Raw genomic sequence first — 21,615 nt, forward strand, 5'->3', positions numbered from 1 at the left:
ACATCATAATACTTTGGCGGCTGTGACCTCGACTTCGACGAGGAAATCCGGCCGGGTGAACCCGCTGACGATGATCAAGGTCGAGACGGGCTTCGGGTCGAGCGTGTAGCGATCGCGCACCGCCATATAGGCTCGAAAATCCTCCCGTTTCGTCACGAACCCTGAAATGCGGATGACGTCCGCAAAACTCATCTGCGCATCGGCAAGAATGGCCTTGATCGCTTCGAAGCATAGCTCGGCCTGTTTGCCGATATCTTCCGGCACCTCGTCGTCGAGACTGATACCGAGCTGACCTGAGGTGACCAGCAGCGAAGCGCCCGGCGGCACAAGCAACCCATGATTATAATTTCCGAACGGACGGCGGACCGAGGGCGGATTGAAAATTTTCTTCATCGGCATTTCCTCGTCTGAGCGGAAGACGACGCGTCATTGCATCTGTTGGGTAACGAGATCGGGAATCGTCGCGATGAGCGTGCACGACCTCAGGTACTTCGCCCGCTCGGCTCGCCAGTTGCGGCAAACACCGCGCTCGCATCACTGACCGTCTCCACATGAGAATAGGCTGCCTGTGCGGCGGCAGTGCCGTCTGCTCGCATGATTGCGATCACGATCCGGCCATGCTCCTCGTAGGATTTCGCCAACCGGCCGGGCAGCCGAAACTGCGCGCGTCGAAATGGAGCGAGCCGTGCCCGCGTCTGCGTCACCATCTCGAAAACATGATCGTTATGCGCGCCGCGATAAAGGCGGGTATGGAATTCGATGTTGTGAGCCGCATAGTCCTCTTCCGCGCAGGTATGTACCAGCTTCATCGATGCCTTGTGCTCCAGCTCCAGCGTGCGCCGCTCATCGACCGTCATGCGCTCGGCCGAGAGCCTGGCGCAGATCGCTTCGAGTTCCGCCATCGCCTCGAACATGGAATGCAGATAGGTTTCGGTCACGGTGGTGACGACGGCGCTGCGGTTCGGCTCCCGGTCGACAAGCCCCATCGCCCCAAGTTCACGGAGCGCCTCGCGCACAGGTGTGCGCGACACTTCGAAACGAGCAGCCAGCGAAACTTCATCGAGCTTCTCGCCCGGCAGCATCTGCCCGGTGACGATCATGTCGGCGATCGCCCGCACCATCTGCTCGACGGTTGTCCCCGCCCTGATGATTTCTCTGCGCCTGACTTGCTTCAAGGAATGATTCTACATTGTTACGGCTGCATACACATGCCCGCTCAAGCCTGTAAAGTCAAACATGAGTATACATTGTTGATGTCACTAGCAAAAATGTATCTCAGACTGTCGGCCTTGTCAGCCCTTCAAGAACAGTGACACAGATATCCGACAATTTTATAGGCTGTGCATATTTTTTCATCTAACTTCAAGATGAAATTGCATGCACTTCTCGTATCTTTGCCGGGGGGGGTGACAAGGTCATCAATAAAAGCAACGACATAGAATCTGGCATAATCATTGCATACACTTTGCCGTAACCAATTGAACCGGCAGAACCGCCGTCAGGGGAGCATTCCTATGACCAAACTCCTTTCCATGAAACGCCGCCATTTCCTTCAGGCTTCCGCCGCCGCCACTCTCGTCGGCGCGGCGCACGGCCTTCTCTCCTCGCGCGCGCTTGCGCAGACGGCTCTCACCGTCGGCTTCATTTATGTAGGCCCCAAGGATGACTACGGCTACAACCAGGCGCATGCCGAGGGAGCCGCTGCCATCAAGGCGATGCCTGGCATCACCGTCGTCGAAGAAGAGAACGTGCCCGAAACGGTCGACGTGCAGAAGACGATGGAATCGATGATCAATCTCGATAGCGCCACGCTGCTCTTCCCGACCTCCTTCGGCTATTTCGATCCGCACATGCTGGCCATGGCTGCCAAATATCCCGATATCCAATTCCGTCATTGCGGCGGGATGTGGCAGGAGGGCAAGCATCCGGCCAATACCGGCTCCTATTTCGGGTATATTTTCCAAGGGCAATATCTAAACGGCATCGCCGCCGGCCATGCGACGAAGAGCAAGAAGATCGGCTTCGTGGCCGCCAAGCCGATCCCGCAGGTGCTGCAGAACATCAATGCATTCCTGCTCGGCGCGCGGACAGTCGATCCTGGTATCACCTGCCAGGTGATCTTCACCGGCGAGTGGTCGCTCGCCGTCAAGGAAGCCGAAGCCACCAATGCGCTGGTCGACCAGGGCGCCGACGTCATCACCTGCCATGTCGACAGTCCGAAGGTTGTGGTCGAAACGGCCGCCGGCCGCGGTGCTTTCGTCTGCGGCTACCATGCCAACCAGAGCCCTCTTGCGCCGGAGAAATATCTCACAGGCGCTGAATGGGCCTGGGGCAATGTCTATAGCGACTCCGTCAAGAAGGCGCAGGCCGGCGAGAAGCTTGGCAACTTCGTGCGTGGCGGCCTGAAGGACGGTTTCGTGAAGATGAGTGCCCTCGGCCCCGGCGTTTCCGAGGCAGGCCGCAAGGCATTCGAAGCGACCCATGCCGACATGATGAAGGGCGGCTTCTCGGTCTTCAAGGGCCCGCTGAAGGACAACAAGGGCGACGCTGTCGTCACGGCCGACAAGGCTTACGCGGAAGATGCGATCGAACTCGAGAGCATGAACTACCTGGTTGAGGGCGTCGTCGGGTCGACGGCTTAAACCGGGCGAGGGAGAGGCGCCATGACCGTTGAGGCCAATGATCCCGCAATATCAGTCGTCTCCGGCAACGCGGCCTCGCTGCGTCCGCTGCTCGAATGGTCGGCGCGCAGGACCGAACCCGTGGTCATCGGCCTTGCGGCCATCCTGATCGGGCTCGGGCTTTTTTCCCTCTTCATCCTGGCGATCGGCAAATCGCCGGGCATGCTCTTCCAGCTCATGTATACCGGCGGCTTCGGCAGCTGGTTTTCGGTGCAGAACAGCTTAAGCCGTGCCGCACCCCTTCTCCTGACGGCACTCTGCGTCGCCCTGCCCGCCCGCCTCGGCCTCGTCATCATTGGCGGGGAAGGAGCGGTCGTGCTGGGCGGCGTTGCCGCTGCGGCCATGGCCATGCCGCTTGCCGGCACCGCCCCTGTGTTTCCCACCCTTATCTTGATGGCGATTGCCGCCATGGTCGTCGGTGGTATCTGGATCGGCCTTGCCGGTTTCCTGCGCCATTACCGCGGCGTCAACGAGACCATCTCCTCCTTGCTGCTTTCCTATATTGCCATCGCCCTGATGAACCAGTTCGTGGAAGGGGCGCTGCGCGATCCCGCCAGTCTGAACAAGCCCTCGACCAAGCCGTTGCCGGCCGAATACATGCTCGGCAACATTCCCAGTATGGATGTGCATTGGGGTCTCGTCATCGGCATCCTCGCCTGCATCCTCTCCTGGATCCTGATCGAGGCGACGAGCTACGGTTTTGCGGCGCGCATCGCTGGCGGTAACATGCGCGCCGCCCAGATCCAAGGCTTGCCGGTCGGCAGGCTGATCGCCGGCTTCACCGCGATCGCCGGCGGCTTCGCAGGGCTTGCCGGCATGATCGAGGTCGTGGCAGTCCAGGGAAGCGCCAATGCCTCGCTCGCTGCGGGTTACGGCTATACCGGCATCCTCGTTGCCTTCCTCGCCCGCCACAATCCGCTGGCGATCATCCCTGTTGCGATCCTGCTTGGGGGCATCGATGCTTCCGGCGGCCTCATCCAGCGCCGAATGGGCCTGCCCGATGCCACGGTGCTGGTGCTGCAGGGCACGCTCTTCATCGTCATCCTCTTCTGCGAAACCTTCTACGGGCGCTTCAAGATCTTCAATCCCGACCTGTGGAAAAGGAGCCTCTGATGGAAGAAGCGGGCATCGGCATCTGGGGCGTCCCACTCGCGATCCTCGCGGGCGCCATCCGCGTCTCCACCCCCTTCATCTTCGTCAGCCTCGGCGAGACGATCACCGAGCGCTCCGGCCGCATCAATCTCGGCCTTGAAGGCACGCTCGTGTTCGGTGCGATGACGGCTTACGCCGTCGCCGTCATGACCAATTCGCCCTGGCTCGGCGTGCTCGCCGCCATGGCGACGGGAGCCGTCTTCGGTCTCGTTCACGGCTGGATCTGCAAATGGCCGAAGGTGAACGACATTGCGATCGGCATCGCCATGATGCAGTTCGGCCTCGGCCTGGCCTTCTTCCTTGGCAAATCCTTCATTCAGCCTGCCGCGCCGCATCTGCCGTCCATCCCCTTCGGTTTCTGGTCGAGCCTGCCGCAACTACAGGCCGCGCTGAACATCAATGTGCTCTTCATCCTGGGCGCCTTTCTTGCCTTCGTCCTCTGGTGGGCCTTTGGCAATACGCGGGTGGGTCTCATCCTGCGTGTCGTCGGCGACAGCACGGATGCCGCCCGGGCGATGGGCATCAGCCCGGATCGGGTGCGTCTGCTGGCTACCGCCGTCGGCGGTTCGTTGGCGGCAATCGGCGGCGCATATCTCTCGCTCTATTATCCCGGCTCCTGGAACGAGGGTATTTCTTCAGGTCAGGGCCTGATGGCCGTGGCGCTCGTCATCTTCGCCCGCTGGAATCCGATCGGCTGTTTCCTGGCTGCCTTGCTTTTCGGCGGCGCCGGCGCGCTCGGTCCGGCGCTGCAATCGATCGGCGTGACCCAGGGCTACTATCTGTTCTACGCCGCGCCCTACGTGCTCACCCTCGTCATCATGGTCGCAACCTCCTCGCCGACACGTTCGCTTGCCGGTGCGCCGGGCGCGTTGTCGCTGACGAAATGATGAAGGAGCAGCTGATGTCCAGCCTCGGCGCATTGAAAGGACGACAACGGTCCAACCGCGACGGCAAAACATTCAGTCTTGCGGGTGAATAGGAGAAGAAGACGATGGACGCCATGGTCGAGACCAAAGGACATTATGTCGACGCCGATCCCTATCCCTGGCCCTATAATGGCGCCCTGCGGCCGGACAATACGGCCCTCATCATCATCGACATGCAGACCGATTTCTGTGGCAAGGGCGGCTATGTCGATCACATGGGTTACGACCTGTCGCTTGTTCAGGCGCCTATCGAGCCGATCAAACGCGTGTTGGCCGCCATGCGCGCCAAGGGCTATCACATCATCCACACCCGCGAGGGTCATCGACCCGATCTCGCCGACTTGCCGGCCAATAAACGCTGGCGTTCGCAGCGCATCGGCGCAGGCATCGGCGATCCGGGCCCATGCGGGCGCATCCTCACCCGCGGCGAACCCGGTTGGGACATCATTCCAGAACTCTATCCGATCGAAGGCGAGACGATCATCGACAAGCCCGGCAAGGGTTCTTTCTGTGCCACTGACCTGGAGCTGATCCTCAATCAGAAGCGCATCGAGAACATCATCCTGACCGGCATCACCACCGATGTCTGCGTTTCCACCACCATGCGCGAGGCGAACGACCGCGGCTTCGAATGCCTGTTGCTGGAAGACTGCTGCGGCGCGACCGATTACGGCAACCATCTCGCCGCCATCAAGATGGTGAAGATGCAGGGCGGCGTCTTCGGCTCCGTCTCGAACGCCGAAAAGCTCGTGGGCCAGCTGCCATGAGCACGATCCGCGACACGCCACTCCCGCAGGCCGGCAAGGCCGTCGGCATCGATACGATCGACATGACGATGCGCTTCGGCAGTTTCACCGCACTCGACCAGGTCTCGATCAAGGTGCCCGCCGGCACCTTCCATGCCCTGCTCGGTGAAAATGGCGCCGGCAAATCGACGCTCGTCAAATGCATCATGGGTTTCTATCACGCGACCTCGGGCTCGCTCTCCGTCGATGGTCGCGAAGTGGCGATCGCTTCGCCCAAGGACGCTGCGACCTATGGCCTCGGCATGGTCTATCAGCATTTCACGCTGGTTCCCTCGCTGACAGGTGCCGAAAACCTCGTCATCAGCCGCGCTGAAGTCCCCGCTGTCATCAACTGGGTGAAGGAGCGGAAGGATCTTGCCGCCTTCATGGAGCGGATGCCCTTCAAGATCCCGCTCGACCGGCCGGTGAGCGAGCTTGCCGCTGGCGAAAGGCAGAAGCTCGAAATCGTCAAGCAGCTCTATCTCGGCCGCTCCTTCCTGGTTCTCGATGAGCCGACCTCGGTGCTGACGCCTGCAGAAGCCGAAGAGATGCTCGGCCTCGTGCGCGGAATGACGGAGCGCAGCGAGCTGACCGTGCTGATGATCTCCCACAAGTTCCACGAGGTGACGAAATTTGCCGATGCCGTCTCGATACTGCGGCGCGGCAAGCTTGCCGGCACTGGAAAAGTCGGCGAACTTTCCACAGCCGAGATGGCGGCGATGATGATTGGTGACGTCAAACTCGCCGAACTCGACACCCGCGTCCCCGTCCCGGAAACTGCAAAGCCGGTGCTCGAAGTGGAGCAGGTCAAAGCGCCGGATCGTTCCGGCCTCAAAACCATTGAGATCGACAATCTCATGGTGCGCGCAGGCGAGATCGTCGGCATTGCCGGCATCTCCGGCAATGGCCAGAAGGAGCTGACGGAAATCCTTGCCGGCCAGCGACCCACCTATACCGGCCGTGTCAGCGTCAAAGGCGAGGCTTATAGCGCAACGCGTCGCGAGACCCGCAAGAACAATGTCCGTTTCATCCCAGAGGAGCCGCTGCAGAATGCCTGCGCTCCGAGGATGAGCGTCAGCGAAAACCTCGCCTTCCGCACCTTTGACCTGAAAACGGGCAGCAAGAATGCGATCTGGCTGAACAAGGGCAAGATGAAGAAGCGCGCCATGGCGTTGATCGCCGATTTCAAGGTGAAGACCGCTTCCTCCTCATCGCCGATCGCCGCACTCTCGGGCGGCAATGTGCAGCGCGCGGTGCTCGCCCGCGAGCTCACCGGCGACGTGGACCTGCTGATTGTCTCTAACCCCTGCTTCGGTCTCGATTTCTCGGCGGTCGCCGAAATCCGCGCCCGCATCATGAAGGCTCGCAATTCCGGAACTGCGGTCTTGCTGCTTTCCGAGGACCTCGATGAGTTACTCGAAATATCCGATCGCATCATCGTCATCTCCGACGGCAGGCTGGTCTACGAGACACCGGCGCGTTCGGCCGACGTCGGCGTGATCGGCGCCCATATGGCGGGGCATCACTGATGGCGGAGATCAAAGCGGAACCCTTTGCGTTTCCGGTGAAGCACGACCAGCTTGCGCTTATCGTCATCGACATGCAGCGTGATTTCGCCGAACCAGGCGGCTTCGGCGCCAGCCTCGGCAACGACGTCAGCCGCATCACCCGGATCGTGCCTGATGTCAGACGCCTCATCCAGGGCTTCCGTGATGCTGGGCTGCCGGTTATTCACACGATGGAATGCCACAGGCCCGACCTTTCGGATCTGCCGCCGGCGAAACGCAACCGCGGCAATCCCATACTCAGGATCGGCGACGCAGGCCCGATGGGCCGCGTCCTCATCGCCGGCGAGCCCGGCACCGCTATTTTGCCTGAGCTTGCTCCAGTCAAAGGCGAGGTGGTTATCGAAAAACCCGGCAAGGGCGCCTTCTATGCGACCGAACTCGCAGAAGTACTGCAGCGGAAGGGTATCAAACAGCTTGTTTTCGCAGGTGTGACGACCGAAGTTTGCGTGCAGACCACCATGCGCGAGGCAAACGACCGCGGTTATGAGTGCCTGCTCGCCGAGGAGGCGACGGAAAGCTATTTTCCGGAGTTCAGAGCAGCCGCGATCGCCATGATCCGCGCCCAGGGAGCGATCGTCGGCTGGACGGCCCGTGTCGACGACATATTGCAAAGCATCGCCCATGCCTGAAACCACTCGCGAACTTCTGACTTCAGGCGGCTGGAGGGATCTGCAATTCGGCCCGTTCCGCGATCAGGTGACTATCCACTGGATCCGGCCCTTCGAGGGCGACCAGCCCGGCGTGGCGCTCCTGAAATACGAAGCCGGTGCCGGCGTTCCCCGCCATCGGCATGAGGGGTTGGAAACAATTCTCGTGCTCGACGGAGTGCAATCGGATGAAGCAGGAAATTACGGCCGCGGCAGCTACATCGTCAACGCAGCCGGTACCGAGCACTCGGTCTGGAGCGATACCGGCTGCGTCGTGCTCATCCAATGGGATCGGCCTGTGACAATATTGGAAGAGCGTGAGCGTAACGCCTGACCGGACTCCCAATCGCGTTAACGGCTGGCGACAAGAAAGCCCGGCGATCCGCGATGAGAAGGAAGCGGTCAGCGGATCGAGGCGCTCTGTGCCGGCGCATTCGAGCCAGACAAGGGCTGACCACACCTTTCACATCATTGTTTTGAGGGACCTTTATTCGCCGCTGGCCGATGGTGGATTCCAAGGATGATCCCCGTTAAAGCGCCTTTTGCAATTCCGGCAGTGCGTTGAAGAGATCGGCGACGAGGCCGTAATCGGCGACCTGGAAGATCGGCGCTTCCTCGTCCTTGTTGATGGCGACGATCACCTTCGAATCCTTCATGCCGGCGAGATGCTGGATGGCGCCGGAGATGCCGCAGGCGATATAAAGATCGGGCGCCACCACCTTGCCGGTCTGGCCGACCTGCCAGTCGTTCGGCGCATAACCGGCATCGACAGCGGCACGGCTGGCGCCGACGGCAGCCCCGAGCTTGTCGGCAACCGGCAGGATGACTTCCTTGAACTTCTCGGCCGAGCCGAGCGCCCGGCCGCCGGAGATGATGACCTTGGCCGAGGTCAGCTCCGGACGTTCCGAGGCCGACAGCGCATCGGAGACGAAACGCGACAGACCCGGAGCGGAGACAGCCGGGATTGCCTCGACAGAGGCAGAACCGCCTTCATCAGGAGCGGGCTTCTCGACAGTCCCTGCGGCCAATGCTGAAGTGGAACAAGTTGCGATGTGAAGGTGGCGGCTATGGATGCCTGGTATCCCAAATCGACATTGATCAGGATCCGAACGGACCGAATAGAAGGCGCCCCAGCTCCACCCGCCGTTTAGTTGGAAGGATCGTTCCCCTTCAAATATCAGCACTCGGTTCGACAGAGCCGACTGGGCAATACTCACATTGGCTGCCGCCCTGCGCCGGACTCAATGTCCTCGATTTCGCGTACCTGCCGACACGGCGCTAATGTTCCAACCCCGCAGGGCAGCGAAGACGTCGGCTCTGGTGGGGGCGCCGATGCGTCCGCCGAAGACCTGGCATTTGAGAGCCGCCGCCATGGACGACAATCGCATCGTCTCTTCGATCGGCATGCCTTCTGCGATCGCCAGCGCGAAAGCCCCGTGGAAGATGTCACCCGCTGCAAGGGTGTCGACCGCTTTCACCTTTGGGGCGGCAAGCTGACGGATCTCGCGGCTCGCATCATCGAACCACAGGGAGCCGGTTTCGCCAGCCGTGACGCTGATGAAGGCATGTTCGAATTTCCGCTTGAGAAGGCCGACGCTCTCCACCAGATCCGCCGTTCCGGCAAGGCGCTCGGCGGCCGGCTGTGAGAAGACGATGTGGCTTGCCGCCGGCGCCAGCATCTCGATCACGCCGTCGCCGGCGACATCGCCGTCGAGAATGGCCGGCTTGCCCGCCCCTCTCGCCGCCGATAGCGTTGCCAGCGCGAGCTTCGGCCATCGCACGTCGACGAGCACCGCATCGAAGGAGGAGACATCCCGCTCTGTGACCGGCTTGACCGTCTCGTGCAGCCGAGCATCGTAGAAGGGCACGATCAGGCGCTCGCCTTCATCATCGATGAGGATCGTCGAGACGGCCGAGCGGGCGCCCTGCGCAACCACCATGCCGCTCGTGTCTATGCCGCTGGCGCTAAGATCCGCGATTATGCGTTCGCCGGTGGCGTCGTCGCCGACCGCACCCCAGAGGCTGGCATGGCCGCCGAGGCGGGCGACGGCGAATGCCGCGCTTGACGCCATGCCTTCGGCGACCTGCAGCATTTCGTAGGGCAGGATCTTGCCCTGGCCGGTGGGTAGTGAGCGCACACGGAACAAGGTATCAAGCACCGCCGCGCCGACTGAGAGTACGCGGCGTGCAGGACCGGAAGGCGGCTCGAGGGCGGAAGAAGCCGTCAAAATCTTTGTCTCACCCGCTCACTTGACGGCACCGGCCGTTAGGCCCGCCACGATCTGCCGCTGCGCAAACACCGTCAGGATCAGCACCGGCAAGGTGACGATCAATGCGGCTGCGGCGAGCGGCCCCCAGCTGACCTGTTCGAAAGACAGCATATTGTAGACCGCGACTGGAAGCGTGCGCGTCTCACGGCTGGCGAGCACGATGCCGAAGACGAAGTTGTTCCAGGAAAAGATCACCGAGAGGATGAAGGCGACGACAATGCCTGGCCTTGCGATCGGCAGGGCGACCAGGCGGAAGACCTGCCAAGGTGTCGCGCCGTCGATGCTCGCGGCCTCTTCCAGCTCCATCGGCGTCGTCTCGAAGTAGCCGATCATGATCCACACGACGATCGGTACGGTGACGACGAGATGAATGATGATCTGCGGCATCAGCGTGCCGAGCAGGTTCAGCCACTGGAACAGCAGGAAGAGCGGGATCAGGAAGGAGAGGCCCGGCGTCATGCGCGCGATCATGATGACCATCGCGGATTTCTCCGCCTTCAGACGGGCGATGCCATAGCCGGCCGGCACGCCGATCAGCAACGCCAGAAGCGTGGCCGCCCCCGTCACTAGCACCGAATTCCAGAGATAGAGGAAGAAGTTGTTCTCCTCGAAGACCTTCAAATAATTCGACCAGGCGAAGCGTTCCGGGATGAAAATCGGCGGATAGGCGCCGTTGTCGATCTCATATTTCAGCGACAGCGAGATCATCCAGAGGAAGAACAGCACGACCGGCGAGATCATCACCAGCGCGACGAACAGCAGTCCGATGCGGTCGAGCGTCTTGCGCTTCATCAGCGTGCCTCCCCGTCGGACCAGTTCACGCGCTGCCGGATCATCATCAGGACGAAGGAGAGCAGCACGATGAGGATGAAGAAGACGACCGCCATGGCCGAGCCATAGCCGATGTCGTAATAGGCGAAGGCGGTATTGTAGAGATAGATGTTGATCGTTTCCGACGCCGTGCCGGGACCACCCTGGGTCATGGCATAGATGATATCGAAGCTCTTCACCGCATCGATGCTGCGGATGATCACCGCGATCATCAGGAAGGGCGCGATCATCGGCAGCGTCAGATAGCGGAATTTCTGCCAGACATTGGCGCCGTCGATCTCAGCGCTCTCATAGGGCTCGCGCGGCACCGCCGCGAGACCCCCGAGCACGATCAGCATGACAAGCGGCGTCCACTGCCAGCTTTCGACCAGCACCAGAGAGGGAATGACGCTGCTCTGATTGTAGATCCATTCCTGCGGACCGATGCCGACGAAGGAGAGGAGATAGTTGAGAACGCCGAGCTGCGGATGGTACATCATGGTCCAGACGAGGGCGATGGCGACCGGGGTCGCCATCATCGGCATCACGAATATGCCGCGAATGAGACCGCGCAGCGGAAATTGGGCATCGAAGATCAGCGCGGCGAGCGTCCCCAGGAAAAGCGGAACCACCACCGATAGCGTCGTATAGAGCACCGTATGCCACAGCGACTCCCAGAAGCGCATGTCGGTGGCGAGTCTGATATAATTGTCCAGCCCGGCAAAGACCTGCGACTGGCCGAGCGTCCAGCTGTTGACGCTCATCCACACCGTAAACACCCATGGAAAGACGATCACGGCTGATATGACGATGAGCGCCGGGATGACGAAGGGCCAGTAGTTGGGAGCAAACCGGTCCGGTTTGCTCCTTGCTTTCGACGCCTTGGCCATAGCGGCCGTTTCGATGCCTGCCGAGGCCATTATCCCTCGCTCTTCGCCAGGACGGGTTCGAACTGTGCCGTCGCCGTCTTCAGTTCGGTTTCAGGATCGGCGCCGCCGATCATGTTGGTGAGGCCGACGCCATAGATGTCGCGGAACTCGGTCACCGGAATGATGACCGGCAGCGCGAGCTTCGAAATCTTGCCCGAGCCGACGACGGCATCCAGCCATGCGGCCGGCATCTTGACGCCTTCGCGGACCTTCGCATCTTCGAGCACCGACTGGCGGAAAGGAACGCCGGCGCCGGCCTGCAGCAGGCGTGCGCCCATTTCATGCGAAATCGCCCATTGGCAGAAAAGATAGGCGGCCTCCTTCTTCTGGCTGGCCGCGACGACGCCGAGACCGTCGCCGAAAGTGCCGGCGGCTTGTGCCTTGGGGCCCTTCGGCATGATGCCGTAACCGACCTGGCCGACAACGCGCGATTTTTCCGGATTTTCGATCGGCGGCGCAAAGCCGACGCCATCGAGCCACATGCCGATCTTGCCCTGCAGGAAGGCCGACTGCGCCTCGGCCCAGTTGAAGCCGGAAACGCCGGGAGGGGCGGTCTTGGTCATCAGCTTCTGGTAAAGCTTGGCGGCGTCGATCGCTTCCGGCGACGTCGTGCGCAACTTGCCGTCAGGGCCGAGCGGGCTCGAATCATAGCCGAGCAACAGCGACGTCCAGACCGGCGTATTGGCGTTCTTCAGGCCGCGGGCGACGAAGCCATAGGTGTTGGTCGAGGGATCGGTCAGCGCTTCAGCAGCACTTGCCAGCTCTTCGAAGTTCGTGGGATAGGCGAGCCCCTTCTTCTCGAACAGGGTCTTGTTCCAATAGATGATCCAGTAATCGACCGAGAAGGGAAGAGAGCGCAGAACGCCATCGCCATCCTTGGCGAAGGCGAGGCCGGCTTCGGCGAAATCGCTTTCCGTCAGCGATGGGTCGGTCAGCGAAGCATCCTTGAGGAAGCCGCTGATATCGGCAAGCCATCCGCCCTTTTCGAACTGCCGCTTCTGGACATGGTAACTCATGTGCACCACATCGAAGCTCGGCTTGCCGGAGCTGAGCTCGATCGTCGTTTTCTGGCGCTGCTGCTGTTCCGGCGTCGCTTCGGCATTGACCTTGATGCCGGTCAGTTCCTCGAATTCAGGCAGGTATTTCAGCAGGATTTCGCTGCGCGGGCTCTTGACCAGGTTGACTTCCAGCGTCGTGCCGGTGAAGCGCTTCCAGTCGACCGCGGCCGATGCCGCGCGCATGCCGAGCATGCTGCTCGCCCCAAGCGCGGCCGTGCCGGCCAGAAATCCTCTGCGCGTCGGATTGAAGAATGATGGCATGTGACTCCTCCTCCTTTATGTGCCGGCGATCTCCTCATCTCCGGCGGCTTATTCCCGATTATATACCTAGCGCACGATCCCTCGCATGATTGATGTGTGCGACAAGGCTGTTGACGGCGTCCTCCGCCGATCGTCGTTCGATCGCCTCAAGCACCTTCAGATGCTCGCCCATGACAGGCCCGACGTGACCGTCGATGCGGAAACGATCCTGGCTGATCAGACGCATCTTGATCGAGTTCACGCGGTAGGCGTTCGAGATGATGGTATTTTCAAGCGCATCGATAAAGGCGTCGTGCATGCCCCAGTCGACGGCCTGCGCACGCAGTTCCAGCTCATGCGATCCGTCGCCGCTGCGAATGGCGTCGGCGATATCCCGATGCTGCTTCAGGAGCTTCGCGATCGTCTCGTCCGAGGCCGACTTGGTAAACAGCGCCACGGCTTCCTTCTCCAGGAACACGCGCAGCTGGAAGGCCTCGCGAATGAGGTTGAGATCGATATGGGCGATCTGCAAACCCCGCTGCGGCACGGTCTTGATCAGTCCTTCGGCTTCGAGCCGGGGGATGAGCTCGCGGATGGCGCCGAGCGGCAGTCCCGTCAGTTCTACGAGGCGGCGCTGCGAAACGAACTGGCCGGGGCGCACGTCACGTGCAAGGAGATGGCGCGTGAAGCTCGCATACGCCTTTTCCCGCAGTGTCGGCTGCTCGTCCGTTCCGTCCATCGCCTCCTCCATAAGCATGCCCGACCTATGCGGCTTTCGAGTGGAAAAGTCTATCGAAAGCCCGAGCGAGCTGCGCCTGCGCTTCGCCTGAAATTGACACAAGCGGCGGACGAACCGCAATCCAGGACTCCTCCGACGTCGAGCGCGCGACCATCGCCTTCACGGCAGGGATGACGGGATGCTTCAGCAATTCGACCACGAAATCCTCGACGCGGGCGTCGTCCATGCCCTCCTCGGCCATGGGCTTGAGTTCGCGAGGCACAAAATTCGCCATGCCCGATATCGCGCCCTGGCCGCCAAGGCGCACTGCCCTGGCGAGATGCCGTTCGTCTCCGACCAGGATGATGAGATCGCTATGGGCCGTGAGAAGCGCTTCGGTGTAAGGCCAGTCGCCGGAGGAATCCTTCACGCCTATGACGATCTGGGGAAAGGCGGTTCGTAGTCGGCCGATCAGCGATACGCTCAGCGGCACCATGGTCACCGAAGGAAGATTGTAGACGATGATATCGCGCGCCTTGCCGCCCAGCAGGGCGAATACGGCGGAAAACCACTGAAAGACGCCGTCGTCGCTGACGTTCTTGAAATAAGACGGCGGGGCAAGAAGGATATTGCGAGCGCCGAGGGAAAGAGCCTGACCGGCCTGCGTCGCCGCATCCTCGGCGGCATCGACCAGCACGCCGACGATGATGTTGTTGGGCGCAATTCCCGAACCGAGAAAGGCGGTCAGCACGCGCTCCCGTTCGCCATTACCGATGGAGGAACCTTCACCCGTCGTCCCGAACAGCGTCACGCTGGAGCATCCGGCAGCAAGGCAGCGCCGTGCCTGCGCGATCATCGCCTCGATCGCGATATTGCCGTTCTCGTCGAACGGCGTGGCGAGGGCGACGGAAAGCCCGAATTTTGATGTCAACTTCATTCCTCCCAGCTAACGGGTCAGGTGTAGCAGGCTGACATGTTAGTTGTAAAGGGATAACCGTGATCTTTGGACGCACGGCAGCCGACGATGAGAGTCTTCGCGAGAAAGAGCCTAGTGGCGCGCACGCTCCTATCGAAGCGGTCCTCAGTCCCGCTCAGGATTGTTATTTCGGCCAGGGCAGGAACCCGGTAGCCGAGCTTGGTAACGATTCAACGGTTCCGCTAATCGTGAACAAGGGTTTGACGTGTTCGGCTCGTTTCCAGTGCGGTTCGTCCTCTGTTCGCGCCGCACGCCGAGAAAGGTGTTGCAGGCTTAAGGATCGATGTCTCAAGCGACGCCGGCACCGGTCAGTGCCGCGTCCAGATGGAGTGCGGTCTCGGTGCTAGCTCAGCTCGACTGACGTAGCGATACCCCTTTCGTCGATCGGAAATTTCAGCGCGGCCACCGCTTTGAGGATCTGGTCTCGCATCCAGCGGTGGGCGAGATCTTCGTCGTAGCGCGAGTGCCAGTAGAGATTGACATCTGGCACCGGCACGTCGATCGGCGGCAAGAAGCAGCGTAGGCGGAGATTTGTCTTAACCGCATCGGCGAATTGGAGCGGAACGGCAGCTATGTGCGCGCTTTGCGCGATCGCCGATGCAACGGCATGGAAATGCGGCAAGGCAAGCGTGACCTGACGCTTCAGGCCATAGGTCGCCAGCGCGTCGTCGACCATACCCCTGAAGGTGCCGTCTATCGAGCGGATCACATGTGGTAGCGACGAGAAGATTGATATAGGCATAACCGCTCCTTCCGGCAGGTCTGCGATTGCAGAATTGTCCGCGGAAGCGATGATGACGAATGGCGAGCGGAACAGCAGTTCCTTCGATATCCATCCCGGCATCTCCAAAGGCCGTTCAAGCGCCATATCCACAGCGTTATCCTGTAGCAGGCGGGCGACTTCGCCGCGCGCACTATCAAGCAGACGCATCTTCACCGCCGGCGCCTGCATATAGACCTTGTGCGACAGAAAGGGCATGAGCAGGGTCGAGAAGAAATCGGCGCCCATCAGCGTGAACGTGCGGTCGAGTTCACCCAATTCCAGCCCGCGCACCGTGCGAACCATGCCTTCGATCTCCGCTAAGGCCAGGCGCGCGCGCTCGCCTAATTCCGATGCCAGCGGCGTCGGCTGCATTTCGCTTCCGTGTCGAACGAACAGGTTGTCATTGAAAACATGCCGCAGGCGGTTCAGCGCCGCGCTTACTGCCGGCTGCGACAGTCCAATCCGATCGCCCGCCCGCGTCACGCTTCGCTCGCGCATCAGCGCGTCGAAGACGCGGATTAGGTTGAGATCGAGAGCGTTGAAATTCATGGCTTGGATTGGCTCCATAAGATCATTCGATTGGATCAATGCCGAGACGGATCGTACGTCCAGTGCATTCGCAATCGAAATCATTGAGGAACGCACATGAGCATGCATATCGATCCCCAGGCAACCGGCAATCTGCTGTGGTTCGGCAATACGGTTGTCTCTGTCAAGCTTTCGAGCAAATCCGGATCGGATGGCATTTCTGTCATCGAGCACTGGATGCCCTTTGACGAGGCGCCACCATTGCACATTCATCAGCGCGAAGATGAGGTGTTTCATATTCTCGGCGGCGTGATGCGCTTCCGGGTCGGCGACCAGGAGATCACTGCTGGCACAGGCGATACTGTCATGGCGCCCAAGGGCGTGCCGCACGCCTTCCGCGTCGAAAGCACGGAGGGCGCCCACTGCCTGACGATCATGCAAGGCTCGGACTTCGAGACCATGCTGCGCCAGGCAAGTCGTACCGCGGAAAGGCCAAATCTGCCGGAGGCGATGGCGCCAAGCTCCGAAATGATCGAGAGACTGGTTGCGATCTGTGCGGCCAACAAGATCGATATCGTCGGGCCGCCGGTCTAATGAGTAGGTCGCTCATCAGCCCCCTGGACACTCGAAATTCGCGATAAGTCGAAGCGGACTTCAGCCGATGGCGAACCACGGACGTTGGCGCGAGAGAGGCCCATGCGTCTTCGGCAAAGTCGCCGTCGGCGGCACCGGCAATGACCTCCGCTGGCGCGAGGGGCCGTGCAACGGCGCTAGCACCAGGCCGACTTCTCACCGCTTGCAATTTCGGCCGTAGACGAAAGACCCTCAAGGGGCTCACACCCTACGACTTCATCTGCAAAGCATGGGCTTCACAGCCCGAACGCTTGATCCTCGATCCGCTCAGAAAGCCCGCCCTAAACAGCTAAACCGTTTCGGTAGCGTCGACCCGCGCCGCCTGACGCGTGGCATGGATGAAGGCGAGGACGAAAATGATTGAGAGCACGAGCACGATGGTCGGTGCGGGGGCGCTGTCGATGAAGAAGGACAGGTAGACGCCGGCGAAGGAGCCGGTGACGGCGATGGCGACCGACAGGACGAGCATCGTGCTGAACTTGCGGGTCAGCAGGAATGCGATGGCGCCCGGCGCGATCAGCATGGCGATCGACAGGATGATGCCGACCGCCTGCAGGGCGCCGACGATCGTAAGCGAGATGAGCGCGAGCAGGCCGTAATGCAGGAGGCCGGTCCCGAGCCCCACGGCCTTTGCCTGCGTCGGGTCGAAAGCGTGCAGCAGGAAGTCTTTCCACTTGACCCCGAGAATGCCCGCCGTGACCGCGGCGATCGCGGCCGCCTGCGCAATGTCGGCCCAGGAGACGCCGAGCATGTCGCCGAATAGGATATGGTCGAGATGCACGTCGGTTTGGATTTTGACGTAGAGCACCAGGCCAAATCCGAACATGCCGGAGAAGACGATGCCCATTACAGTATCCTGCTTGATACGGCTGTTGTCCCTGAGGAAGCCTGTGGCGATGGCGCAGAACATGCCGGCTGCGAAGGCGCCGACGGCGTAGGGAAAGCCGACGATATAGGCGATGACCACGCCGGGAAAGACCGCGTGGCTGATCGCATCGCCCATCAGCGACCAGCCCTTCAGCACCACGAAGCAGGACAGAAGCGCCATCGGAACGGCGACCAGCATCGAGATCACAAGCGCGTTGACCATGAATTCGAACTGGAAAGGCGAAAGCAGCGTATCGATGATACTCATCGCGCCGCCTCCAGGGCTTGTGCGGCCCTTCTGCGCGCGGCGAGCATTCCGTGCTTGGGGGCGAAAAAGAAGGCGAGCAGGAAGATCGCTGTCTGCAGCACGACGATGATGCCGCCGGTTGCTCCGTCGAGAAAGTAGCTCGCATAGGCGCCTGCGAAGCTGGTGATCGAGCCGATCACGACCGCGATGAGCAGGAGCCGCGGGAAACGATCGGTCAGCAGATAGGCGGTCGCGCCCGGGGTTACCACCATGCAGATGACCAGGAACGCGCCGACCGTCTGCAGTGCCGCGACGGTCGAGGCGGAAAGCAGCGTGAAGAACATGATCTTGAGCACGGTCGGATTGAGGCCGATCGACCGGGCATGGTTCTCGTCGAAGAAGGTGACCATCAGGTCCTTCCATTTGACGAGCAGGATGGCCAGCGACACGAAGCCGATAATGGCCAGTTGCAGCGTATCCTCAGGTGTGATGGCGAGAATGTTGCCGAGCACGATCGTCTGGATGTTCACCGCCGTCGGCTTCAGCGACACCATGAACAGGCCGAGCCCGAAGAAGGAGGAAAAGATCAGGCCGATGATGGCGTCTTCCTTCAGCTTGGTACGCTGATTTAGGAAAAGCATTGCGGCGGCGGCAAGCCCGCCGGAAAAGAAGGCGCCGATCGAGAAGGGAAGCCCGAGCATATAGGCGCCCGCCACGCCGGGAACGATCGAATGCGAGAGCGCATCGCCGATCAGCGACCAGCCCTTGAGCATCAGGTAACAGGAGAGAAAGGCGCAGACGCCGCCGACGAGGGCCGAGACCCACATGGCGTTCAGCATGTAGTTGTAGGTGAAGGGTTCGGTGAGAATGGCCGTCATTCCCAGCCTCCGTCTTCCCCATCCGATGCGCCCGCGGTCGCCTTGCCTTCGCGAAACACCAGGGGCCGTTCGTCGTCGCTGATCAGCCCGATCGATGTCGGCCTGCCGCTTGGTGCTTCGTTCAGCACGAAATGGCGCAGCACGCCGCCGAAGGCCTTCTCCAGGTTTTCCTGGGTGAAGGTCTCGAAGGTCGGCCCAAAGGCGAGCACCGTGCCCTTGATCAGGATCGTCCGGTCGCAGAATTCCGGCACGGAACCGAGATTATGCGTCGAAACCAGCATCACGCGACCCTCGTCGCGCAGTTCGCGGAGCAGCTTGATGATCTGTTCCTCGGTCTTGACGTCGACGCCGGTGAACGGCTCGTCGAGCAGGATGACCTTTCCGTCCTGCGCCAGCGCGCGGGCGAGGAACACCCGCTTCTTCTGGCCGCCGGAGAGTTCGCCGATCTGGCGCTTGCGGAATTCGCTCATGTTGACGCGGACAAGTGCCGCGGTCACCGCCTGATGATCGGCGGCTTTCGGAATGCGCATCATGCCCATATGGCCGTAGCGGCCCATCATCACGACGTCCTCGACCAGAACCGGAAAATTCCAGTCGACCTCTTCCGACTGCGGCACATAAGCGACGAGGTTCTTTCGCAGCGCCTCCTTGACCGGCATGCCGAGGACACGGATCTCGCCCCTGGCCAAACGTAGGAAGCCCATGATCGACTTGAAGAGAGTGGATTTTCCCGAGCCGTTGACGCCGACCAGTGCGGTGATCGTGCCGGTCGGGGTGACGAAACTCGCATCCCGCAGCGCCGTGTGGCCATTGCGATAAGTGACGGTCGCGCCGTCCACCAGAATCCCGGCCCCATCGAAGCCTGATGTGGCATGTTTCTGCCGGCCGGGTTCAGCACTCATCGAAAAATACCCCCATGAACAAATTCATGGACCCCGCCCGAGGGCGAGGCCCTTGATTGGCCGATCAAGACGAAGACGCCAAGCCCTTGGCGATGGTTTCCGACGTGACCCTGAGCAGATCGAGATAGGTCGGAACCGGACCATCGGCCTCGCTTAGCGAATCGACATAGAGAACGCCGCCATATTTGGCGCCTGTCTCACGCGCCACCTGTTCGGCGGGCTTGGAAGAGATCGTGCTCTCGGAGAAGACGACGGTGATAGCGTTCTTGCGTACGGCGTCGATCACCTTGCGCACCTGCTGTGGCGTGCCCTGCTGGTCGGCATTGATCGGCCACAGGTACAGTTCCTTCAAACCGAAATCGCGGGCGAGATAGGAGAAGGCGCCTTCACTCGACACTAGCCAGCGCTTGGCCTCGGGCACGGCGGCAAGCCGTGTCTTGATGGGCTCGATAGTTGCCTTGATCTTCTCTTTGTAAGCCTCGGCATTGGCCTTGTAGGTCTCGGCATTGGCGGGATCGTACTTGACGAAGGCGTCGCGGATATTGTCGACATAGATCAGTGCTGCCGCCGGCGACATCCAGGCATGCGGGTTCGGCTTGCCCTCATAGGGTCCCTCGGCAATGCCCATCGGTTCGACGCCGCTGGAGACGACGACGTCAGGCACATCGTCCAGGTTCTGGAAGAATTTCTCGAACCACCGCTCGAGATTGAGCCCGTTCCACAGAATGAGCTTCGCGCCCTGGGCGCGCTGGATATCGCCCGGCGTCGGCTGATAATTGTGGATCTCGGCTCCCGGCTTGGTGATGGACTCGACGACCGCCGCGTCACCCGCAACGTTCTTGGCGATGTCGGCGATGACGGTGAATGTCGTCACCGCCTTGAATTTTTCCTGCGCCGATGCCGGAACGACTGACAGCACGGCCGCAAACGCCGCTCCCATCATCCCCGTCAGGATCGACCGTCTTACCTTATCGAGCATGAATATCTCCGGTGCTATTAAGCGTGAATTGCAATTGGCGGTTCGAGCCTTCCTCGTGACGCTGCAAAGAGATGACTCCAGTCCCTCCATATTCTGCAATTGCGAATGAATTGCAATAAAGATTTCGCGTCCGACGCAAAATGATTGCGACGCCGCCTTCAGGATGGTTTTAAATTGCCAGTGACGCGGCTCGATCCTCATGCGCGCGGACTTCTTTCGGATCGAGACGCGAGCCCAATGATATGCCAATGCGGCCGCGGCACTTTCGACGCGGGGCTATGGCGCGATAGCGTCTATTCCCGTGAGAAAAGAGGTTCTGGCATGTCTGAGCAAGAGGTTGACGGATGAAACATGCGTTGGTGACGGGTGGCGGTCGCGGTATCGGTCTTGCGGCCGCCCTGGCGCTTCGGGACGCAGGCTATCGTGTGACGGCGACCGGGATCGATGCCGCCGAAATCGATGTCATGCCGAAGAGGGAAGGCCTTGCCGGCGTCGTGCTCGACGTGCGTGACCAGGCCTCCGTCGATAGGCTGGTCGGTTCCTTCGACAGGCTCGATGCGGTGGTCAACTGTGCCGGCCTCATCCGGCGTGGCGGCGCGGAGTTTGATCCCGCCACATTCGCGGAGGTCATCGACGTCAATCTCTCGGGCACGATGCGGGTTTGCGTCGCGGCCAGGCCGCTGCTGGCGCGAGAGGGCGGCGCGATCGTCAATACCGCTTCCATGCTGTCCTTCTTCGGCGGACCTGCCGTGCCTGCCTACACTGCCAGCAAGGGCGGCATAGCACAGCTCACCAAATCGCTGGCCGTCGCCTGGGCGGCGGACAAGATCAGGGTCAACGCGGTGGCGCCCGGCTGGATCGCCACCGAGCTGACACGTCCCCTCTACGAAGACGCAAGCCGAGCAGAGCCTATCCTGCAGCGCACCCCGATGCGCCGCTGGGGCAAACCGGAAGACGTCGCCGGCCCGATCGTCTTCCTGTGCTCGGAAGCGGCCGGCTTCACGACCGGCGTCATCCTGCCGGTCGATGGCGGCTATGCCGCAGCATGAAAAAGAGAG

General features: G+C 61.1%; 22 protein-coding genes and 2 pseudogenes. 10 read left to right on the forward strand and 14 right to left on the reverse strand.

The window, feature by feature from the left end:
• Window positions 1-3: 3 nt before the first annotated feature.
• Window positions 4-393, reverse strand: coding sequence for a RidA family protein (locus tag GA0061105_RS12875; RefSeq protein WP_064692853.1), 390 nt, complete (start codon window positions 391-393; stop codon window positions 4-6).
• 89 nt (window positions 394-482) lie between these two features.
• On the reverse strand, window positions 483-1,175 hold the full coding sequence (locus GA0061105_RS12880; RefSeq protein ID WP_092750496.1) for a GntR family transcriptional regulator: 693 nt from the start codon (window positions 1,173-1,175) through the stop codon (window positions 483-485).
• 339 nt (window positions 1,176-1,514) lie between these two features.
• Here GA0061105_RS12880 and GA0061105_RS12885 point away from each other — a divergent pair, with 339 nt between their 5' ends.
• From GA0061105_RS12885 to GA0061105_RS12915, 7 genes are all read left to right on the forward strand, one after another.
• The gene (locus tag GA0061105_RS12885) at window positions 1,515-2,642 is read left to right on the forward strand and encodes a BMP family ABC transporter substrate-binding protein (RefSeq protein ID WP_092750498.1); all 1,128 of its coding nucleotides are present in this window, start codon (window positions 1,515-1,517) and stop codon (window positions 2,640-2,642) included.
• 21 nt (window positions 2,643-2,663) lie between these two features.
• Window positions 2,664-3,794, forward strand: a complete 1,131-nt coding sequence (locus GA0061105_RS12890; RefSeq protein WP_092750500.1) for an ABC transporter permease — start codon at window positions 2,664-2,666, stop codon at window positions 3,792-3,794.
• Complete coding sequence (locus GA0061105_RS12895) at window positions 3,794-4,720, forward strand: ABC transporter permease (protein ID WP_064692849.1); 927 nt, start codon at window positions 3,794-3,796, stop codon at window positions 4,718-4,720. The genes GA0061105_RS12890 and GA0061105_RS12895 overlap by 1 nt, the downstream gene beginning before the upstream one ends.
• 104 nt (window positions 4,721-4,824) lie before the next feature.
• A complete protein-coding gene (gene biuH, locus GA0061105_RS12900) occupies window positions 4,825-5,526 on the forward strand; it encodes a biuret amidohydrolase (RefSeq protein WP_064692848.1) in 702 nt (233 codons plus the stop codon).
• Complete coding sequence (locus GA0061105_RS12905) at window positions 5,523-7,073, forward strand: ABC transporter ATP-binding protein (protein ID WP_092750502.1); 1,551 nt, start codon at window positions 5,523-5,525, stop codon at window positions 7,071-7,073. Before biuH ends, GA0061105_RS12905 begins: the two co-directional genes overlap by 4 nt.
• Entirely contained in the window at window positions 7,073-7,741 is a 669-nt protein-coding gene (locus tag GA0061105_RS12910; protein WP_092750504.1) for a cysteine hydrolase family protein, read from the forward strand. The genes GA0061105_RS12905 and GA0061105_RS12910 overlap by 1 nt, the downstream gene beginning before the upstream one ends.
• Window positions 7,734-8,093, forward strand: coding sequence for a cupin domain-containing protein (locus tag GA0061105_RS12915; RefSeq protein ID WP_064692845.1), 360 nt, complete (start codon window positions 7,734-7,736; stop codon window positions 8,091-8,093). The genes GA0061105_RS12910 and GA0061105_RS12915 overlap by 8 nt, the downstream gene beginning before the upstream one ends.
• 196 nt (window positions 8,094-8,289) lie before the next feature.
• On the opposite strand, the pseudogene GA0061105_RS12920 reads toward GA0061105_RS12915, so the two are convergent.
• The 8 genes and pseudogenes from GA0061105_RS12920 to GA0061105_RS12955 all read right to left on the reverse strand — a co-directional run.
• Window positions 8,290-8,751, reverse strand: a pseudogene (locus tag GA0061105_RS12920) (electron transfer flavoprotein subunit alpha/FixB family protein); the annotation flags it as partial.
• Between the two features lie 249 nt (window positions 8,752-9,000).
• The gene (locus GA0061105_RS12925; RefSeq protein ID WP_092750506.1) at window positions 9,001-9,987 is read right to left on the reverse strand and encodes a sugar kinase; all 987 of its coding nucleotides are present in this window, start codon (window positions 9,985-9,987) and stop codon (window positions 9,001-9,003) included.
• Between the two features lie 18 nt (window positions 9,988-10,005).
• Complete coding sequence (locus tag GA0061105_RS12930) at window positions 10,006-10,821, reverse strand: carbohydrate ABC transporter permease (RefSeq protein ID WP_033183241.1); 816 nt, start codon at window positions 10,819-10,821, stop codon at window positions 10,006-10,008.
• Window positions 10,821-11,759, reverse strand: a complete 939-nt coding sequence (locus GA0061105_RS12935) for a carbohydrate ABC transporter permease (RefSeq protein WP_092750508.1) — start codon at window positions 11,757-11,759, stop codon at window positions 10,821-10,823. The genes GA0061105_RS12930 and GA0061105_RS12935 overlap by 1 nt, the downstream gene beginning before the upstream one ends.
• On the reverse strand, window positions 11,759-13,087 hold the full coding sequence (locus GA0061105_RS12940; protein WP_092750510.1) for an ABC transporter substrate-binding protein: 1,329 nt from the start codon (window positions 13,085-13,087) through the stop codon (window positions 11,759-11,761). The genes GA0061105_RS12935 and GA0061105_RS12940 overlap by 1 nt, the downstream gene beginning before the upstream one ends.
• A 58-nt stretch (window positions 13,088-13,145) precedes the next feature.
• The gene (locus GA0061105_RS12945; RefSeq protein WP_208601643.1) at window positions 13,146-13,823 is read right to left on the reverse strand and encodes a GntR family transcriptional regulator; all 678 of its coding nucleotides are present in this window, start codon (window positions 13,821-13,823) and stop codon (window positions 13,146-13,148) included.
• 7 nt (window positions 13,824-13,830) lie between these two features.
• Window positions 13,831-14,715, reverse strand: coding sequence for a dihydrodipicolinate synthase family protein (locus GA0061105_RS12950; RefSeq protein ID WP_064693206.1), 885 nt, complete (start codon window positions 14,713-14,715; stop codon window positions 13,831-13,833).
• A gap of 388 nt (window positions 14,716-15,103) precedes the next feature.
• Complete coding sequence (locus GA0061105_RS12955) at window positions 15,104-16,348, reverse strand: LysR family transcriptional regulator (protein WP_245304313.1); 1,245 nt, start codon at window positions 16,346-16,348, stop codon at window positions 15,104-15,106.
• Here GA0061105_RS12955 and GA0061105_RS33360 point away from each other — a divergent pair.
• Both GA0061105_RS33360 and GA0061105_RS33365 read left to right on the forward strand, forming a co-directional pair.
• Window positions 16,340-16,645: a cupin domain-containing protein gene (locus tag GA0061105_RS33360; RefSeq protein ID WP_245304315.1), complete on the forward strand. Its 306-nt coding sequence runs from the start codon at window positions 16,340-16,342 to the stop codon at window positions 16,643-16,645. The two genes, GA0061105_RS12955 and GA0061105_RS33360, sit on opposite strands and share 9 nt — an antisense overlap.
• 194 nt (window positions 16,646-16,839) lie before the next feature.
• Window positions 16,840-16,977 (forward strand): annotated as a pseudogene (locus GA0061105_RS33365) (IS481 family transposase); the annotation flags it as partial.
• Here GA0061105_RS33365 and GA0061105_RS12965 read toward each other — a convergent pair.
• The 4 genes from GA0061105_RS12965 to GA0061105_RS12980 form a co-directional block, all read right to left on the reverse strand.
• Window positions 16,974-17,819, reverse strand: a complete 846-nt coding sequence (locus tag GA0061105_RS12965) for a metal ABC transporter permease (RefSeq protein WP_092750516.1) — start codon at window positions 17,817-17,819, stop codon at window positions 16,974-16,976. The pseudogene GA0061105_RS33365 and the gene GA0061105_RS12965 sit on opposite strands and share 4 nt — an antisense overlap.
• Window positions 17,816-18,676 (reverse strand): iron/manganese ABC transporter permease subunit SitC, encoded by an 861-nt coding sequence (gene sitC / locus GA0061105_RS12970; RefSeq protein ID WP_092750518.1) that lies wholly within the window; start codon window positions 18,674-18,676, stop codon window positions 17,816-17,818. Before sitC ends, GA0061105_RS12965 begins: the two co-directional genes overlap by 4 nt.
• Window positions 18,673-19,578, reverse strand: coding sequence for a manganese/iron ABC transporter ATP-binding protein (locus tag GA0061105_RS12975; protein ID WP_064692836.1), 906 nt, complete (start codon window positions 19,576-19,578; stop codon window positions 18,673-18,675). Before GA0061105_RS12975 ends, sitC begins: the two co-directional genes overlap by 4 nt.
• 64 nt (window positions 19,579-19,642) lie before the next feature.
• On the reverse strand, window positions 19,643-20,557 hold the full coding sequence (locus tag GA0061105_RS12980) for a metal ABC transporter substrate-binding protein (protein ID WP_092750520.1): 915 nt from the start codon (window positions 20,555-20,557) through the stop codon (window positions 19,643-19,645).
• Between the two features lie 344 nt (window positions 20,558-20,901).
• Here GA0061105_RS12980 and GA0061105_RS12985 point away from each other — a divergent pair, with 344 nt between their 5' ends.
• Window positions 20,902-21,606, forward strand: a complete 705-nt coding sequence (locus tag GA0061105_RS12985) for an SDR family NAD(P)-dependent oxidoreductase (protein WP_092750522.1) — start codon at window positions 20,902-20,904, stop codon at window positions 21,604-21,606.
• The last annotated feature ends 9 nt before the right edge of the window (window positions 21,607-21,615 follow it).

This window comes from Rhizobium aethiopicum (assembly GCF_900094625.1).
In the GTDB taxonomy this organism is placed as follows: Bacteria; Pseudomonadota; Alphaproteobacteria; order Rhizobiales; family Rhizobiaceae; genus Rhizobium; species Rhizobium aethiopicum.

What these genes read in the sequence shown, in the direction of transcription:
- GA0061105_RS12955 (WP_245304313.1), bottom strand. Translation starts at nt 16,348, where the DNA reads ATGAAACACCTCATCTTCGCGCTGATGAATGTGCAATGGTGGCGCCTC.
- GA0061105_RS12945 (WP_208601643.1), bottom strand. Translation starts at nt 13,823, where the DNA reads ATGCTTATGGAGGAGGCGATGGACGGAACGGACGAGCAGCCGACACTG.
- GA0061105_RS12985 (WP_092750522.1), top strand. Translation starts at nt 20,902, where the DNA reads ATGAAACATGCGTTGGTGACGGGTGGCGGTCGCGGTATCGGTCTTGCG.
- GA0061105_RS12875 (WP_064692853.1), bottom strand. Translation starts at nt 393, where the DNA reads ATGAAGAAAATTTTCAATCCGCCCTCGGTCCGCCGTCCGTTCGGAAAT.
- GA0061105_RS12975 (WP_064692836.1), bottom strand. Translation starts at nt 19,578, where the DNA reads ATGAGTGCTGAACCCGGCCGGCAGAAACATGCCACATCAGGCTTCGAT.
- sitC (WP_092750518.1), bottom strand. Translation starts at nt 18,676, where the DNA reads ATGACGGCCATTCTCACCGAACCCTTCACCTACAACTACATGCTGAAC.
- biuH (WP_064692848.1), top strand. Translation starts at nt 4,825, where the DNA reads ATGGACGCCATGGTCGAGACCAAAGGACATTATGTCGACGCCGATCCC.
- GA0061105_RS12905 (WP_092750502.1), top strand. Translation starts at nt 5,523, where the DNA reads ATGAGCACGATCCGCGACACGCCACTCCCGCAGGCCGGCAAGGCCGTC.
- GA0061105_RS12895 (WP_064692849.1), top strand. Translation starts at nt 3,794, where the DNA reads ATGGAAGAAGCGGGCATCGGCATCTGGGGCGTCCCACTCGCGATCCTC.
- GA0061105_RS12935 (WP_092750508.1), bottom strand. Translation starts at nt 11,759, where the DNA reads ATGGCCTCGGCAGGCATCGAAACGGCCGCTATGGCCAAGGCGTCGAAA.
- GA0061105_RS12980 (WP_092750520.1), bottom strand. Translation starts at nt 20,557, where the DNA reads ATGCTCGATAAGGTAAGACGGTCGATCCTGACGGGGATGATGGGAGCG.
- GA0061105_RS12965 (WP_092750516.1), bottom strand. Translation starts at nt 17,819, where the DNA reads ATGAGTATCATCGATACGCTGCTTTCGCCTTTCCAGTTCGAATTCATG.
- GA0061105_RS12940 (WP_092750510.1), bottom strand. Translation starts at nt 13,087, where the DNA reads ATGCCATCATTCTTCAATCCGACGCGCAGAGGATTTCTGGCCGGCACG.
- GA0061105_RS12915 (WP_064692845.1), top strand. Translation starts at nt 7,734, where the DNA reads ATGCCTGAAACCACTCGCGAACTTCTGACTTCAGGCGGCTGGAGGGAT.
- GA0061105_RS12890 (WP_092750500.1), top strand. Translation starts at nt 2,664, where the DNA reads ATGACCGTTGAGGCCAATGATCCCGCAATATCAGTCGTCTCCGGCAAC.
- GA0061105_RS12930 (WP_033183241.1), bottom strand. Translation starts at nt 10,821, where the DNA reads ATGAAGCGCAAGACGCTCGACCGCATCGGACTGCTGTTCGTCGCGCTG.
- GA0061105_RS12885 (WP_092750498.1), top strand. Translation starts at nt 1,515, where the DNA reads ATGACCAAACTCCTTTCCATGAAACGCCGCCATTTCCTTCAGGCTTCC.
- GA0061105_RS12910 (WP_092750504.1), top strand. Translation starts at nt 7,073, where the DNA reads ATGGCGGAGATCAAAGCGGAACCCTTTGCGTTTCCGGTGAAGCACGAC.